Annotated in this window: 19 protein-coding genes and 1 pseudogene; 11 read left to right on the forward strand and 9 right to left on the reverse strand. The window is 53.1% G+C overall.

All coding sequences use genetic code 11. From position 1 onward, the window contains the following. The first annotated feature begins 101 nt into the window (after positions 1-101). The 5 genes from AC13D2_RS10835 to AC13D2_RS10855 all read left to right on the forward strand — a co-directional run bounded on the left by AC13D2_RS10835 (position 102) and on the right by AC13D2_RS10855 (position 3,529). Positions 102-1,352, forward strand: coding sequence for an IS256 family transposase (locus tag AC13D2_RS10835; RefSeq protein ID WP_482938587.1), 1,251 nt, complete (start codon positions 102-104; stop codon positions 1,350-1,352). 120 nt (positions 1,353-1,472) lie between these two features. Continuing rightward, complete coding sequence (locus tag AC13D2_RS10840; RefSeq protein WP_482938588.1) at positions 1,473-1,643, forward strand: hypothetical protein; 171 nt, start codon at positions 1,473-1,475, stop codon at positions 1,641-1,643. Between the two features lie 87 nt (positions 1,644-1,730). Continuing rightward, positions 1,731-2,243, forward strand: a complete 513-nt coding sequence (locus AC13D2_RS10845; protein ID WP_292048834.1) for a DUF411 domain-containing protein — start codon at positions 1,731-1,733, stop codon at positions 2,241-2,243. A gap of 10 nt (positions 2,244-2,253) precedes the next feature. Then, the gene (locus AC13D2_RS10850; protein WP_482938589.1) at positions 2,254-3,108 is read left to right on the forward strand and encodes a WD40/YVTN/BNR-like repeat-containing protein; all 855 of its coding nucleotides are present in this window, start codon (positions 2,254-2,256) and stop codon (positions 3,106-3,108) included. Beyond that, on the forward strand, positions 3,101-3,529 hold the full coding sequence (locus AC13D2_RS10855) for a c-type cytochrome (RefSeq protein WP_292048836.1): 429 nt from the start codon (positions 3,101-3,103) through the stop codon (positions 3,527-3,529). Before AC13D2_RS10850 ends, AC13D2_RS10855 begins: the two co-directional genes overlap by 8 nt. Here AC13D2_RS10855 and AC13D2_RS10860 read toward each other — a convergent pair. From AC13D2_RS10860 to AC13D2_RS10900, 9 genes and pseudogenes are all read right to left on the reverse strand, one after another. Further along, the gene (locus AC13D2_RS10860) at positions 3,458-3,976 is read right to left on the reverse strand and encodes a sodium-independent anion transporter (RefSeq protein WP_292048837.1); all 519 of its coding nucleotides are present in this window, start codon (positions 3,974-3,976) and stop codon (positions 3,458-3,460) included. The genes AC13D2_RS10855 and AC13D2_RS10860 overlap by 72 nt on opposite strands. After that, positions 3,946-4,371: a SulP family inorganic anion transporter gene (locus AC13D2_RS10865; protein ID WP_292048838.1), complete on the reverse strand. Its 426-nt coding sequence runs from the start codon at positions 4,369-4,371 to the stop codon at positions 3,946-3,948. Before AC13D2_RS10865 ends, AC13D2_RS10860 begins: the two co-directional genes overlap by 31 nt. Before the next feature lie 285 nt (positions 4,372-4,656). Continuing rightward, positions 4,657-5,046, reverse strand: a pseudogene (locus tag AC13D2_RS10870) (SulP family inorganic anion transporter). Between the two features lie 177 nt (positions 5,047-5,223). Continuing rightward, a complete protein-coding gene (locus AC13D2_RS10875) occupies positions 5,224-6,090 on the reverse strand; it encodes an MBL fold metallo-hydrolase (protein ID WP_292048839.1) in 867 nt (288 codons plus the stop codon). Between the two features lie 178 nt (positions 6,091-6,268). Beyond that, positions 6,269-6,727, reverse strand: a complete 459-nt coding sequence (locus AC13D2_RS10880; RefSeq protein WP_367187242.1) for a transposase — start codon at positions 6,725-6,727, stop codon at positions 6,269-6,271. A 186-nt stretch (positions 6,728-6,913) separates the two neighbouring features. Further along, positions 6,914-8,260, reverse strand: coding sequence for an APC family permease (locus tag AC13D2_RS10885; protein ID WP_300499329.1), 1,347 nt, complete (start codon positions 8,258-8,260; stop codon positions 6,914-6,916). Positions 8,261-8,389: 129 nt separating this feature from the next. Continuing rightward, positions 8,390-9,139 carry a copper resistance protein B gene (locus tag AC13D2_RS10890; RefSeq protein WP_482938590.1) on the reverse strand — a complete coding sequence of 250 codons (750 nt, stop codon included), beginning with the start codon at positions 9,137-9,139 and terminating at the stop codon, positions 8,390-8,392. Next, positions 9,136-10,926 (reverse strand): copper resistance system multicopper oxidase, encoded by a 1,791-nt coding sequence (locus AC13D2_RS10895; protein WP_300500205.1) that lies wholly within the window; start codon positions 10,924-10,926, stop codon positions 9,136-9,138. The genes AC13D2_RS10890 and AC13D2_RS10895 overlap by 4 nt, the downstream gene beginning before the upstream one ends. A gap of 87 nt (positions 10,927-11,013) precedes the next feature. Then, on the reverse strand, positions 11,014-11,541 hold the full coding sequence (locus AC13D2_RS10900; RefSeq protein WP_300500207.1) for a cupredoxin domain-containing protein: 528 nt from the start codon (positions 11,539-11,541) through the stop codon (positions 11,014-11,016). A gap of 202 nt (positions 11,542-11,743) precedes the next feature. Here AC13D2_RS10900 and AC13D2_RS10905 point away from each other — a divergent pair, with 202 nt between their 5' ends. The 6 genes from AC13D2_RS10905 (at position 11,744) to AC13D2_RS10930 (ending at position 16,173) form a co-directional block, all read left to right on the forward strand. Next, the gene (locus AC13D2_RS10905; RefSeq protein ID WP_300500210.1) at positions 11,744-12,409 is read left to right on the forward strand and encodes a response regulator transcription factor; all 666 of its coding nucleotides are present in this window, start codon (positions 11,744-11,746) and stop codon (positions 12,407-12,409) included. Beyond that, positions 12,396-13,748 carry an ATP-binding protein gene (locus AC13D2_RS10910; RefSeq protein WP_300500213.1) on the forward strand — a complete coding sequence of 451 codons (1,353 nt, stop codon included), beginning with the start codon at positions 12,396-12,398 and terminating at the stop codon, positions 13,746-13,748. Before AC13D2_RS10905 ends, AC13D2_RS10910 begins: the two co-directional genes overlap by 14 nt. 320 nt (positions 13,749-14,068) lie before the next feature. After that, positions 14,069-14,416 (forward strand): hypothetical protein, encoded by a 348-nt coding sequence (locus AC13D2_RS10915; RefSeq protein ID WP_300500216.1) that lies wholly within the window; start codon positions 14,069-14,071, stop codon positions 14,414-14,416. Then, positions 14,413-14,649: a hypothetical protein gene (locus AC13D2_RS10920; RefSeq protein ID WP_482938591.1), complete on the forward strand. Its 237-nt coding sequence runs from the start codon at positions 14,413-14,415 to the stop codon at positions 14,647-14,649. Before AC13D2_RS10915 ends, AC13D2_RS10920 begins: the two co-directional genes overlap by 4 nt. 4 nt (positions 14,650-14,653) lie before the next feature. Beyond that, positions 14,654-15,169 carry a signal peptidase II gene (lspA, locus tag AC13D2_RS10925; protein WP_482938592.1) on the forward strand — a complete coding sequence of 172 codons (516 nt, stop codon included), beginning with the start codon at positions 14,654-14,656 and terminating at the stop codon, positions 15,167-15,169. 95 nt (positions 15,170-15,264) lie between these two features. Continuing rightward, entirely contained in the window at positions 15,265-16,173 is a 909-nt protein-coding gene (locus tag AC13D2_RS10930; RefSeq protein WP_482938593.1) for a cation diffusion facilitator family transporter, read from the forward strand. The last annotated feature ends 49 nt before the right edge of the window (positions 16,174-16,222 follow it).

The raw sequence follows: 16,222 nt of genomic DNA on the forward strand, positions 1-16,222 counted from the left end.
GAGTTATGGTGATTTCTGGTGTATGGAGGCAGGTTGAAAGGGTGGCGTATCCTGTTGGTTGATCTCGACCAAGATCACAACCAACAGAGGGATGATACGCCATGTCAAAGTCTACCCTGCACGCTCTTTCACAACCAGAGCCGGAACAGGATCTATTGCACGAAACGATTCGCCACGGAGCTCGCAAGCTAATTGCTGAGGCGGTGGATGCCGAGCTGACGGCACTGCTTGAGCAGTATGCGGATCGTAAGACGCCAGAAGGCCATCAGGCCGTGGTCCGCAATGGCCACCTGCCTCAGCGCCGTGTCCAGACGGGGGTTGGTGATATCGAAGTGCAAGTGCCCAAGGTGCGGGATCGTAGCGAGTCGGGCATCCGCTTTAACAGCACCTTGTTGCCGCCTTATCTCAAGCGCGCCAAAAGCCTGGACGAGTTGATTCCCTGGCCCTATCTGCGGGGTGTCTCCTCGGGCGACTTTCAGGAGGCGTTGACGGCACTGGTTGGCGAGCAGGCCCAAGGGTTGTCAGCCAACACGGTATCGCGCCTGAAGGCCCGGTGGCAGGATGAGCACAAGGTCTGGCAGCGCCGGGATCTGAGCCAGAAGCGCTACGTGTACTGGTGGGCCGACGGCGTTTACAGCAATGTACGGATGGACAACAAGCTGTGTTTACTGGTGATCGTCGGTGTCACCGAGCATGGCCGCAAGGAATTAGTCGCCGTCGAGGACGGCCACCGGGAATCCGAAGCCAGTTGGCTTGAGTTACTCCAAGGCTTGAAAAGCCGCCATCTGGACGTATCACCGAAGTTGGCAGTGGGCGACGGTGCCCTGGGTTTCTGGAAGGCCCTGACCAAGGCTTTTCCAGAGACCCGACACCAGCGTTGCTGGGTGCACAAGACGGCCAATGTACTGGATAAGTTGCCCAGGGCGATGCAGCCCAAGGTCAAGTCAGCCATGCATGAGATTTATCTGGCTGAGACTCGGGAGGCTGCCCGCAAGGCCTTTGACAGTGCACTGAGGCGCTTTCAGGACAAGTATCCGAAAGCCATGGATTGCCTGGAAAAAGACCGGGAAGAGTTGCTGGCATTTTATGATTTCCCGGCGGTGCACTGGATTCACTTACGCACCACGAACCCCATTGAATCGACCTTTGCCACGGTGCGGTTGAGGACGAAGAAAAGCCGGGGCTGCGGCTCCAGAGAGACGACCCTGGCGATGGTGTTCAAGCTGATGCAGACCGCCCAGAACCGGTGGAAACGCATCAAGGGCTTTCAGCTTCTGGAGCTGGTCGTTAACAACGTCGAGTTCCGGGACGGAGAAGCGGTAGAAGGTCAATCAGACAGGAACGCTGCTTGATGGCTATACACCAGATTTGACGATAACTCTTTCGCCGGTAGTGTCGCGTTTTTCTCCGTCTTCGCCCATGCCGAAGGTAAAGTTGACAGCTTAATGAACTCTGATTCCAGGGACAGCGGAATGATGTCCTCGAAGGGCATGGAGGGCATGGAGGGCATGGAGGGCATGATGTCCAACATGTCCGAAGAACAACGCAAAGCCATGAAAAAAATGAAGAAGTCCTGTATGAAGATGATGCAGAGCCATGGCGGCGATCACATGGACGGTGGCGAGAAGGATCAGGACGCTTAAGCCAACCAAAGCCCATTGCCGCCCGGGGAAGCCAAGGCGACCCCGGGCCTTGTGCCGCCCATGATTGAATCAATTCGAGGATTTACCATGAAGACCAAAAAACTTGCCCTGTATACGGGTGTGGCCGCCATCGTTCTCGCCGCTGGCGCCACTACGTTGGTGATCCAGGCCAATGAACCCACCGAGTCATCGACTCCTATGGCCGCCGCTGAGACATCTGGTCCGGCCATCACAATCTATAAGAGCCCCAATTGCGGCTGCTGCCAGTCCTGGGCTGAACACCTCGATGCAAATGGCTTTGAGACCACTATTGTAGAAACCGACAACCTTAACGAGATCAAGCAGCAATATGACGTGCCGCGTGAAATGGCCTCCTGCCACACCGCGTTGATCGGCGACGTGGTGATCGAAGGGCACGTGCCAGCAGATGACATTGTCGCTTATCTGGAAAATCCCCAGTTCAATACAGTAGGGCTTTCAGTGCCCGGCATGGTCCAGGGCAGCCCTGGTATGGAAACCGGCAAGAAGGAGGACTACCAGGTCGTCGCCTTCAGTGCCAACGGCCAGCAAAGTGTGTTCCGCGAATACAAAGATTATTGAGGCTGGTCCCATGAGAGCAATTGTCCATTCTACGACCAAGGCGGCCTGGGGCTTTTGCGTATTCACGCTGGCAATCGTGCTGCCAGCGCTGGTTCAGGCCCAGTCCGCAGACGACGCCCAATCAGTGAAGGCTCTGACGATCAGCTCATCAGGCGCCCTCCTGACGCTACAGGGCAGTGATCTCTTTGCCATGGAAGGCGGAACTTCAACCAAGATTGCGCTACCGGCAACTGACCAGAGTGCTCAACCCACCACCCTGGCCAGAGGAGCGGACGGAAGAGTCTACCTGGCCGGTCCGGGCCTGGGCGTTTGGCGTTACGACGGCGCCGGTGAGAGCTGGCAGTCCCTCAATAATACCTTGCCCGACCTCGGGGTCACTGCCATGGCCGCTCACGCCACACAGCCCGGAACGCTCTACGCATACCTTGGGAAAGATGGCATGTTCCGGTCCAGGGACGGCGGTGCCGAATGGGTAAAAGTCGATAGCGGCCCCCAGGAACCGGTGCAAGCATTCCTGCATTCGGATATGCCCGGCAGCATGGAAAGTGGCTGGCTGTTCGCAGGTACCACTCGCGGTGTCTCACGATCCATGGACTGTTTTTGCTTCTGGGGCGATGCGGGGGACCTGCGCGGCAAAGTGTCTGCCATCAGCTATAATCCTGCAGCTCCGGAAAACGTCTACGCGGTGATCGAGAGGCAGCTTCATCACAGTGCGGATGGCGGCGAGACCTGGACAAGCCTGAAGGTCCCCCAACCCGTGACTGCCCTTGCCTTCTCGCCGTCACAAGGACTTGTAGTGGGTACGGCAAACGGGAACCGGCTTACCCGTGGCGCTGCTGACGAGTGGACGCCTGTCCATGAATAATTGGATCTACTCGTTCATCCTGCTCGCCGCGCCGGTCATTGCCGGCGCCTCGGGCGGACCTGAGAGTGCGGACAGCACACCGACGGGAGTCTCCCAGGGAAGACAGGTTTATGAGCAATATTGCGCTGTTTGCCACGGATGGCAGGGTGAAGGCGCTGCCAACTGGAAAAAACCGGATGAGAAGGGCGAAATGCCCCCGCCACCTCATGATGAAACCGGCCACACCTGGCGCCACAGCGATGCCATGCTGTTCAAGATGGTTACGAAAGGATGGCGACATCCGTTCAACAAAACTGAACGGCTGACCATGCCGGCGTTCGAAGACTCTCTCACTGAACAGGAAATTCATTCAGTCATTGAGTACCTGAAAACACTCTGGACCGATGAACAGAAAAAGTACCAGGCGACAGAGAGCCAATAGCAGGAAAACTTGCCTCAATGAGTTAATAGAAGGCTCCTTCGTTCTGCACCATTTTGAACCTGCTTCAGGATAGACAAAGTGTTTTCCAGGCGTCATCGTGCTCAGGAAAACCTGCTCCGTGAGTTCCTCACAGAAATGAGTTTGCCGCAGACCGTCCATCACAGCGCCTTTCACCTCACACATATGCAGGCGTATATCCATAGCCTTGAGCCGGCCATTTATTGACTCCAGGCTCTCAAGTGCCGAAGCGTCGATGGTATTTACCTCCTGACAAGCCAGAACCAGATTCTTCATCTTCGCTTGTTGAGACGTCAGCGCCAAGACGGTCTCTTCCAGGTAGCGTGCGTTGGCGAAATGAAGACTTTCATCAACTCGCAGGACGACGGATTTCTCGTCCGTTTCAACCGTGTGGCGCTCTACGTTTCTGAAATGCTCGGTACCCGGCACCCGACCAACAATTGCACTGTGCGGACGACTGGGCGATACAGAAAAATCCCTATCGATAGGCCCACACCGACCAGAATTCCGGCTTCAACGCCCTGAATCAGCGTAAGCACAATGGATGCCAGCATCGCGGCGAAGTCCGCTTTCGAGAAATGAAAGGTGCCGCCAATGGCCTTTAAGTCAATCAGAGTGCTCACTGCGATCATGATTGTGGCGGCCAGTGTCGCCTTTGGAAGAAAGGCGAGTATGCCGGGGAGTGAGAGCGTGGCAAGTGCAATCCCGACTGCGGCAAACATACCCGCAAGCGGCGTCTGGGCAACAGACACTAATTCTACAAATCCAACCAGACTGATCAGAACGACTGCGGGGACCAGAGTTGCCCGTATGCTGGGGTCCATGGAAGGCAAACGGATCTCTGGAAGTCCGCTTGGAACTTGCCCTACCAGATTGACTCCGCCCCCCCCAAGTTAAAGTGCCAAGCCGCCCCTGTTGTCACAATAACTGCTGACACGGGGGCGGCTTTCGCAACGATATCTGCCCCCTGGGGCGCCAGACCGAGCCCGACGAGTGCATTTTTCAGATATTGGCGGCACAGAAACAGGTACAGGAGAGTGCTGACTCAATAGCAAACGTGATCGGGTTGAAGGAGTCAAACTGGCTGATCAGGTTTGCGCCCATTTCGATCAAATTATGCCCCCCTGTATACCGAAAATATGGCCAAGCTGACTACCCGCAATAAGAATTCCGGAAGCAGTGACAAACCCCGAGATCACAGGGTGGCTCAGAAAATTTGCGATAAAACCATGTCACAAGACGCCCATGGCGAACAGAATCAGCCCGGACAGCGTAGCCAGTACAAGAGCGGCACTAACGTATTCAGGGGATCCGGTGGCAACAACGCATCCTTACGCAGAGGCAGTCATCAGTGACGCCACCGCGACAGGACCAAAAGCCAGCGTCGCACTGGTGCCGAATAAAACGTAGACCACCAGCGGGATCATACTTGCACACAACCCAACTTCAGGCGGAAGCCCTGCCAACAGGACATAGGCCAAGGCTTGAAGAACAAGCATGAGTGAGACGATAGCCGCCGCAAGGCCATTGCTTAACAATATATTTCCACGATAACCTTTCAACCAATCAATAATTGGCAAATACGCCGCGATTCGCTTCACCGTCAACCTTCCACGGCCGTCAGAGTCTTCGCTCTAGTGGTTTCTCCAACCATTTACGCCCTTCTAGACCTTTGTTTAAAACCGATTGATCGGAATTTTCAGGTACACCTGTCCGTTATCTTCGGAGGGGGGAAGGTGCCCCGCCCTCATGTTAACCTGAACGGACGGTATTATCAGTCGGGGCATTCCGAGCTTGGCGTCACGCTCTGAGCGAAAGGCGACGAAATCGTCTTCACTGATATCGTTGCCCACATGGATGTTGCTGGAACGTTGCTCGGCAACGGTCGTCTCATGGACAAACTCATCGCGCCCCGCTGCTTTGTAGTCATGACACAGGAAAATGCGGGTTTCTCCGGGAAGCGCCAGGACTTTCTGAATTGAGCGGTAAAGGGTATGGGCGTCGCCCCCCGGAAAATCGCAACGGGCGGTCCCGGCATCCGGTGCAAAGAGTGTGTCGCCGACGAAGGCTGCATCTCCAATAATGTAAGTCAGGCAAGCTGGAGTATGTCCCGGCGTGTGAAGTACACATGCCTCCAGGTTCCCAATCTGAAACACATCGCCTTCCCTGAACAGTCGATCAAATTGGCTACCATCGCGCGCAAAATCTGTTCCGGCATTGAAAGCTTTGCCAAACACTTCCTGAACTACAGCGATCTTTTCACCAATGCCTGTTTTCCCGCCGAGACGTTCATGGAGGTAGGGTGCAGCAGACAGGTGATCAGCGTGCACGTGGGTTTCTAAAACCCATTCCACACTCAGGTCATTGCTTTTAATGTACTCAATAATTTTGTCAGCGGAGCGGACGTCGGTCCGGCCTGCGGCATAGTCGAAATCCAGCACAGAATCGATGATCGCACAGCCCGAGCTATCAGAATCCTGAACGATGTAGCTGAAAGTGTTTGTAGGCTCGTCAAAGAAATGCGTGACCAGCGGAAGTTGCATGACGTCACCCTCATCGCAGAATAATTAGGGAGGGTCTGATTAACGCCCGATTTTTCGTTTGAATCGCTTTTCAGATTGAAAAAAGCCATTCAAGCGCAATTTGGGCATGATCACCTCCACTGTTTGTTCGTTTTTTGCCCATTTTCCGCGATTGTGGCGGAAAACAGGCGCACTGGCCCTACGCCAGTAGATATTTTTCACCGATCAGCAGGTTGCTGAATGCAGCCAGCAAGTGCAGTCGATTGGTGTTTTTGGCGAGTCCGCGATAGCGAACCTGGCCGTAACCGAAGACCTGTTTAATGTACCGGAACGGATGCTCCACCTTGGCACGAATACTGGCTTTGATTTTCTCGGCTTTCAGCTTGTTGGCATCCAGTTTCTTCCGGGTGCCAGGCCGTTTGGCAATGAACCAGGAGATGTCTTTGCGATTCTTATGCTCATCCCGCTTTTGAATCCCAAGATAACCGGCATCACCGAACACGCGTTGCTCGCCACCGTGCAGCAGGTTACCGGCGCCCAGGGAATCAGCTTCTCCATTCGTTCCAGAAAGATTTCGCGGCGGGTTTTGCGCTTTTTGGTCTGGTACTCGGCTTCGGAGAAGGTAATCTGATCCATGGCGGCACTGAATCCTATGCAGTTGACGATAACCGTATTATCGCTGATTTCGAGACTTATTCAGAGTCTCCCTAAGGCTATTTGCTTTCATCCTGTTCCCTCCCGCTTTGCTTTCGTTCAACAATTGGTGTCACATCAACGCTGGCGTTCAGTCTTATCACAGGGTTACAAAAAGCTCAACGATCCAGTTATCGCCGATTAGTGGTGATCACGGATCATTCGATTCTTCATGTTCCGAGCGCACGGTTTCATGAAATTTCTTCAGGAAAATCTGCTCTGCTGCGACGATAACAATCATCGTAAATACCGCCACGCCAATAACAAACGGGTCACTATTCAACTTGACCCAGACGAAGCCTACGAGTACAAGCAAATCCAGGACGATAGCAATCGCTGGCACCCACGCCTTTGCCTTCACATCGTCGCGCAAATGACGAAGAACTCCCCAGTGAATAGCAATATCCATTACCAAATAGAACACAATGCCCAGAGCGGCGATCCGTGAGAGGTCAAAAAACGCCGTCAGAACGAGCCCGAGAACCACCGTGTAAACCAACGTGTGCTTCTGGATACTGCCAGGCATACCGAAATGACGGTGAGGAACCAGCTTCATTTCAGTCAGCATGGCCAACATACGCGAGACAGCGAAAATGCTGGCCAGAATGCCACCAGCGGTGGCCGTCATGGCAATCGCCACCGTAAACCAGACCGCATACTCGCCCAACGCCGGACGCGCTGCGGCCGCAAGCGAATAGTTCTGCGTTTCAATGATTTCACCCAGCGACAGATTGCTGGCGACGGCAAAACCCACCAGGGTATAAATCACTACGCAGGCCGCGATGGAAATAATGATCGCCCGCCCCACATTCCGCTTTGGGTCGATTACCTCGGAGCCACTGTTGGTAATCGTGGTAAAACCCTTGAAGGCCAGTATTCCCAGAGCCGTCGCACCCAGAAAATTACCCGTTGCTCCAGCTTGGCCCGTGCCTGAAAAGTCTACTGCCAGGTTATCGGTAATCCAGACACCCACAATTCCGAAAATCAGTATGCCTCCAATCTTCAACACGCCTATGAAAGACGCTACGCCCTGAATCATCCGGTTGCCGAGTAGATTGATCAGAAACGCTGCCAGAATGAGGGCTACGCCAAGAATCGGCACCATTCGGCCGCTTTCATCACCACCGAACAGTTGCATGGTGTAAGAGCCAAAGGTTCGGGCCAGGAAGCTCTGGGCAATCACCATCGAGAAATACATCAGCAACGCGTTGAAAGCCGTCGGCAACCGATCACCGTATGCTTTGTGCAAGTACATACCGATACCGCCGGCGGAGGGGTATGCATTTGAAATCTTGATGTAGGAATAGGAGCTGAAACTGACGATTATCGCCGCGGCCAGAAACGCCAATGGAAACAGAGTGCCCGTCATCTGTGCCATCTGCCCGGTCAAAGCGAAGATACCGGCACCAATCATCACCCCGGTACCCAGCATAACGGTTCCCGTGAGTGTGAGACTCCCCTCCTGATAGCGAGTGATTCGATCTTGCTCCCTGCTCATTCGCTCTCCAGTTGCTCGGATTCAAAAATCTGATATTCCATCAAAATGTGCCAAAACATTTCGGGCATCTGACGTAGATCCGATCCTGTAAAAAACGGCCAGGAACGAGCCTGGCCCAAGCCCCCCTAATCAGAACACGATACGAGCACCAATCACGGCAAACCAGTCTTCTCTACCACCGCCGTCTGCCTGCGCAAAGTCCGCCGTATCACCGTACTTGCGCTCATGAACCACGCCCATGTACGGCGAGAATGCCCGGTCGACCAGGTCATAACGCACCCTGAGGCCGGTTTCCGTGGAAACCAGCCCTTTTCCAACGCCAATTTCACGGTCCTCGCTGAACGCGACAGTAGCATCGAACGTCGCGTACAGTATCCAGTAATTGGTCAGCAGCAGTTCGTATTCCGCGTCAAGTTCAGTGGAGGTATCGCCATCCTTGCTGACATACAGACTAGCATCAACCTCGAACCACTGAGGCGCCAGTCCCGCAAAACCGAGCACGGCGTAAGTTCTGTCCGGACCTTCAGGAGTATCAAACCGGATGCCCGCTTTCGCATCAAAGAACCTTGAGATTGGAACCTGGGCTACCAACTGATTTTCCAATGTCTCATACACCTGCTCCCCGATACCGAATTCCCCTGCTGTCAGCACGCGAAATTTCAGATCATCGGTGCCATAGAAGGCATCTGCATTCCAGACGCCCAATTCCTCGTCATCGTCGCTGTAGCGGTATTCAAACTCCTCAAATTGAACACCCCAGGTTGTGAGCGGCTGTTTACGGGCGGTGGTGTCGGAGATCATTTCCTGAGCTGTCACCGCCGTTGAGAATCCAATAGAGACAAAGAGACTGACAGCTACAAGTGATCGAATACAGCTCATGCCTCACCTCCATCTTCAGAAATCACGTCTGTTTTGGACTGCGTTGATTTTGGCCCGCCTTCAACAATCACCTTGCGGAACATGCCGGCCGCCGCGTGGTAGGACAGGTGACAGTGGAACGCCCACTGGCCAGGCTCGTCGACTTCGGTTTCCATATACACCGTAGTGCCCGGGTTCACGCTAACGGTGTGCTTGATCGGGTTCCACTGACCTGCGCCAACATCAAGGATGGACCACATACCGTGCAGATGCATGGGGTGAGTCATCATGGTTTCGTTCACAAATTTGAAGCGGACCCGCTCACCGTATTTGAGGCGAATCGGATCGGCATCTTCATACTTGACGCCATTAATGCTCCAGGTGTAACGCTCCATATTGCCGGTCAGGCGAAGCTCAATCTCCCGGGTCGGTTCGCGTTCTTCATACAGCGGATCCTGAGCCTTGAGGTCAGCGTAGGAAAGGAACTTACCGCCATTAGCAGCTTTAGGCATGAGGCCACTGCCCTTGGCGTAGAAAGGATCGTTTTTTTCTTCGTTCCCCATCGCCATGGAACCATGGTCCATGCCGGACATGCCGGACATGCCCGAATGATCCATGCCTTTCATATTTGAGTGGTCCATGCTGCCCATGTTGGAGTGGTCCATTCCCTCCATCGAGGAATGATCCATCCCGGACATGTTATCCGAGCCGCCCATATCCATGTTTTCGTGATCCATGCCCGCCATACTGCCATGGTCCATTCCAGGCATGCCCCCCATGTCAGCCATGGTCAGACGCGCTGGTTCACGCATTGGTGGCACAGCCCCTTCCATACCCTTTTCGGGGGCCAGCGTAGCTCTTGCATACCCGGAGCGACCCATGGATTCAGCAAAAATGGTATAAGCCTGCTCATTTTTCGGGCGCACGATCACATCGTAGGTTTCCGCCACACCAATCCGGAATTCGTCCACGTTAACCGGCTGAACATTGTTGCCATCAGCTTGCACAACGGTCATGTCCAGACCCGGTATACGGATGTCAAAGTATGTCATCGCCGAAGAGTTGATAAAACGCAGACGAATGCGCTCACCCGGCTCAAAGAGTCCGGTCCAGTTCTGGTCCGGCCCTTTACCATTGATCAGGCCCGTAAAGCCATGCACGTCTTCGACGTCTGCTTTCATCATGCGCATGCCACCCCAGGCCATGCGATCTCGAACAGTGTTCATAAAACCGTTCTCGGACACATCTGAGAAAAACTCGCCCACGGTCTGCTGGTCGCGGTTGTAATAATCAGTCATCATTTTCAGATTGCGCATGATGCGATCACCGGAATGCGGGTGTTTGTCGGTCAATTGGACGACGTATTCGCGGTCGTACCGGAACGGTTCACGCTCCTCGGGTTCGATAACGATGGAACCGTAGGCACCATCCGGCTCCTGAAAACCAGAGTGGCTGTGGAACCAGTAGGTACCCGCTTGCTGGATGGGAAATTCGTAAGTAAAGGTTTCACCCGGCTTAATGCCTGGGAAACTGATACCTGGCACACCGTCCTGATCAAAAGGAAGGATCAGACCATGCCAGTGAATGGACGTCATCTCGTCCAGGTTGTTGGTCACGTTAATCCTGACGTTTTCGCCTTCCTTAAAGCGCATCACCGGCCCGGGAGACTTTCCGTTATAGCCAATACCATCTTTGACAAAATCGCCAGTATCAATTTTTACTCGATCAACCGTCAGGTCATATTCGCCGGCCAATGCCAATGACGATATAAACAGACTCAACAACCCTGTGACTAGATATACTTTCACCCATATTACTCCAAACTGCGCCTTTTAAAGGCGGGCTGGAGACACCGCCCCGAACCCGCCATTCACTACTCTTTCATGAACATCGTTTTATTTGAAATTAACTTCTCCATACATCCCGGACTGGTAGTGGCCTGGAACGTTGCATGCAAATTCAATATCGCCCTGATCAGTAAACTTCCAGACAACCTCCTTGCTTTGTCCTGGCTCAAGTAAAACACTATTTGGATCGTCGTGCTTCATGGACTTCCCATCGCCCATGTCCATCTCCATCATGTCTTGGTTGAGCTTGCTGCCCTGAATCACGCCGTGCTCGACCATCTTCATCATTTCTTTCTGATGACCTTCATGCATGGAAGGGGTACCAATGTTGAACTCGTGAACGAGACTACCTTCGTTCTTCACCACAAAGCGCACGGTTTCGCCGGGCTCAACAGTGATTTCTTCCGGCTCGTAGTAATTGTCGTACATTTCCACCGTGATAGTGCGACTGGCTTCGGAGGCTTTACCCGGTTCGCCGCTGCTGGCGCCATGGCCACCGCCGTGCGCACCGGCGGCTAGGGTCACTGCCGACATCGACATGGCAGCGACCGCAACAATCAACTTGGATGCGTTCATCTTGTCTTCTCCTTTGTCATACTGACCGGCAAAGCCGGCATTGGTTAACCCTGAACATAGAGCAATGCCAAAATACGAGGAACACCATCGCGCACTAACCTGAATTCTTACTGAAAATATCCGGCTATTTTTGTCGTTCAGGATGAATTCAGGTTGATCGGCGACACTCGATACACTCTTGACTCAAAGAAAGGACACCGCGATGCGATTACTGCTCGTTGAAGACGACCGTTTGCTGGCAGACGGTTTAGGTCGTCAGCTTGAAAAGGCGGGGTTCAGCGTTGATACAACCCATATGGCCAGAGAAGCCGCGATTCTGGGCGAGCAGGAAGATTATCGGGCGGTTGTTCTTGATCTTGGTCTGCCTGACGGCAATGGATTGAACGTTTTAAGGACGTGGAGAAAACACCAGATCGGCTTTCCGGTGCTAATCCTTACGGCAAGGGGCGACTGGCACGACAAAGTAGAAGGACTGAAAGCTGGAGCAGACGATTACCTGGCAAAACCTTTCCAGACTGAGGAGTTGATCGCCCGGCTCAACGCCATTGTGCGTCGAAGCGAAGGTCGCATTCATTCCGTGGTAAAAGCCGGACGCTACGAACTGGATGAGAATCGCCAGAGCCTGAAATCCGACGATGGTAAAGAATACAGCCTCACGGGTACGGAATTCCGCCTGCTGCGCTGTCTGATGAGCCGTCCCGGTCATGTATTTTCAAAAGAGCAGTTAATGGACCAGCTTTACAACCTGAACGACACCCCGAATGAGAACGTAATCGAAGCCTACATCCGCAGATTGCGAAAACTGGTAGGCAACGACACCATTTCTACCCGTCGCGGCCAAGGGTATCTATTCAATGACACTGTTTAGCAAGCCCAAATCCGTCAAAGGAACTTTGCTTTTATTGCTGCTGCCTGCCGGCATTGCGTTAATGGGGCTCGCATGGCTGGTTCACGGCCTGTTACTGGACCGGATGTCCCGGGAATTCGTTGCGACACGACTTAAGGATGAGGTCGCCTTTCTGGAACACCAGATTCGCATCTCCGGTGGTCAATTGGACAACCTCCAGACCGGCGACTACTTTCAGGAGGTCTTTCACCACGCCTTTGCCATACATTCTCCTTCTTTGACCATTATTTCCCCGGATTCCTGGACGCCGGTGTTAACGTCCTTGATTGAATCAGCAGAAGATGGAACCCGTCGTGTGCAGGATGCGGATACCGACGATGGGCCAAAGGACATTCTCGCGTATCGAAAGTCATTCCAGATGGGCGATACCCGTATCGTAGTAATCGTGTCCGAGGATCTAGGCGCACTGAAACGCAGCCAGGCGGAATTACACGCTTGGACGGCCATCGTCTCTATCTTGCTGATTCTGCTCTTGGTCGTTGTAATCTGGTTCGGTATCAATCTATCCATGCGCCCCGTTGTCGAGCTAAGAGCCACGTTAAAGCGACTTCAGGATGGCAGAGTTTCACGGATTCATGTTCAGGCACCTGAAGAGTTTCGGCCACTGGTTCAGCAGCTCAACCAGTTGCTCGACTCGCTGGATCAACGCCTGGAGAGATCAAGGGATGCACTGGCAAACCTGTCTCACAGCGTGAAAACACCCATTGCGGCCGTTCGACAGACCCTTGAGGACGCCAGCCGCCCGCTCTCCAACGATCTCCGCCTTCAGATGACCGCGAGGCTCAATGACATCGACAAACAGCTTGAAGCGGAAATGCGACGCAGCCGTTTTGCCGGGCCACAGATTGGCAAAAGCGCCTACCCCCTTAAACAGGCCCGAGATCTACTTTGGATGCTGGGGCGGCTGTATCCGGAAAAATCGTTTGAACTGTCGAGCTCTCTACCTGAAGACGTTCGCTGGCCAGTAGAGGAGCACGACCTGAATGAAATTATGGGCAATCTTCTGGACAACGCAGGCAAATGGTCTGTACGCGGTGTTGAGCTGTCACTCGCTCAACACTCCGGAACTCTGCAGATCTGCGTTTCAGACGATGGGCCAGGCGTCGCTGAGACTGAAATCGGCAAGTTGGGCCAACGGGGATTGCGGCTGGATGAGCAAACTCCCGGCCATGGCCTTGGGCTAGCGATTGTTCGGGAAATTGTGGAACGCTATGGTGGAAGCCTCCATTTCTCAGGCGCCAAAGAACGCGGACTTTGCGTGACAGTCGACGTCCCCAGGGCTTCGAGTACGATCAGCTAAAACCGAATGCCTGGAGGCTGTAAATAAATCTCTGATCCTGGCTGGCCCACTCACCCAGATATCCAAAGCCCGGAGGTGTGCCAGAATCTTTCATAAGAGACTCACAAATAATCGCCGCAGGAATTGCCGTTGCCCAATAAAGATAAGGAGGCCAATTGATACCGAAAGCTTCAGCCCAGCAAATAGTAGAGGCTCAAGTGGTGACACTTGAACATGCGCTGATTAATAAGTCTCGTATCCAAGCATAGGCTAAACATTGACCCTATAGTTACTACAGGGTATTTAATAGCGTTATTTGAACGAGCACCGGAAACGTGAATATGAGTCGCGACTGTAATGAAGAGTGTGGCAGAGAAGAATTTGTCAAAGACAATAACTTTCGAAAATCCGCTATCACCACATTTGGCGCCCTTCTCAGCACCCATAAAGTATCCAAAATGGATTGTCCCTCGGAAAAACGAATGATTCGAATGGCGCTAACCGGCTTTGACAACATTCAGTCACTCACATTTGATTCATCGAGCCGAACGCTGAAATTTATTCCTCAAGGCGAAACCAAGCCCATTAACAGCAAACGGGAAACCCTGGGGCTGGGCGCTTCACGGAAGATGCCAACGAAACCGAGGAATTCTGCACTCTACGGATACAGCTGGCGATCAACGGCTTGAAATTCCTGGTCGAGATGACGATGGGCCCGATCGCCAAACACAATGAAGGCGGTACTTACATGAAAGACAGTTGGATATTTTCAGACAATGATGTCGCCAACAATCTTACGGTTATCCTTGCAGGGCTTCTTGTTGACTGGACTGGCTCCAACTACCCAGACCCGGTTATTGGCGGACTTGTGGAAGGCATTGAACTCAACGGTCCCAAGCGCATCCTCACACCACAAGGATAGTTCGATGCCCCACAAACTCACAAGCTGCGCAGCACAAGCCTTTCTAGGCCTTTCGGCGCTGGTAGCGCTGGCCGACCAGGTCATAAAGTGGCTCGTCCAGCAATCTATGGCCTATGGCCAGTCCATTGAGATCACCCCATTTTTTAACTGGGTGCATCTTTGGAATAAGGGCGCGGCCTTCAGTCTCTTTGCCGATAGTGGGGGGTGGCAACGCTACTTTTTTATTGCGATAGCCGTGATTGTCTCCGTTGTTCTGGTCAAATTTATCCGGGACAGCCGTCATCGAACTGAAGCCCTAGCTTACGCGATGTTACTGGGTGGAGCACTTGGGAATGTCATTGATCGAATGTTTCGAGGCTACGTGGTCGACTATCTCGATTTTCATTGGCAATCCTGGCATTGGCCTGCATTCAACCTTGCCGACATCTTCATAGTTATGGGAGTGGCCATGATTTTGATCGCGGGCTTCAGGGCCGAAAAAAGTGCCGAAAACAACACGGAAAATCGCCAGAATGGCTAGTTTTCGCGCAGTCGCCAATGCATAACCCTCTGAGTCAGGCTTAGCGAGTACTGCGACAACATTTAATTGAACAGCTACCGAACAAGGAGAATACCATGAGCCACGAACACGTTCATATGTCCCCCGAAACCAAGGATAAACGGGTTGCCGTAGCCATCTGGGCGAATGGGATCCTGACTATCGCCCAGATCGCGGGAGGAGTCTTTGCCGGCAGCCTGGCGCTGATCGCCGACGCTATACATAACTTTTCAGACATGGCATCGCTGGTTATCGCTTTTGCGGCCCGAAAAATTGCGCGTCGCCCGGCCGACTCCAAGATGACCTTTGGCTACGGGAGAATTGAGGTCGTTGCGGCACTCATAAACTACACCACCTTGATCATGATAGGTCTCTACCTGATCTACGAAGGTACCATGCGATTCATTGAGCCGACAGAAATCAAAGGGTGGTGGGTAATCTGGCTTGGCATTGTCGCACTGGTAGTAGACGCGTTGACCGCGCTGCTCACCTACTCGATGCAGAAAGGCAGCGTTAATATTCGTGCGTTGTTTTTGCATAACTTGTCTGATGCGTTCGCGTCAATCGCAGTCGTTGTAGGCGGAGCCCTGATTCTGCTCTACGACATGCGCTGGGTTGATCCCGCAATCACAATTGGTATCGCCAGCTATATTCTCTACTTGGGCCTGACGGAAATCGGCGGAACCATCCGAACACTCATGCTGGGAAGTCCTGTGGATATTGACACAGATTCGGTCATTGAGGCTGTATCAAACGTAGAAGGGGTTATCGACCTTCACCACGTCCATTTTTGGCAGATGGGTGAGCATGATGCCTCTCTCGACGCCCATGTGGTGGTCGAGACAAGCGCATGGAATGAACTTGAGAAAGTCAAAGACGGTATAAAACGGACCTTGGAAAACGAATTCAGCATAACTCATTCAACATTGGAGTTTGAACATCCTGATCACAGTCACAAAGACGCCCATACTTATGGCCATGGTTAACAGAGCTACTGAAAATGCGGCCGTGTGGCATGCAGACTGCAAATCGCCG

The sequence above is a fragment of the Marinobacter sp. B-12 genome, assembly GCF_056857915.1.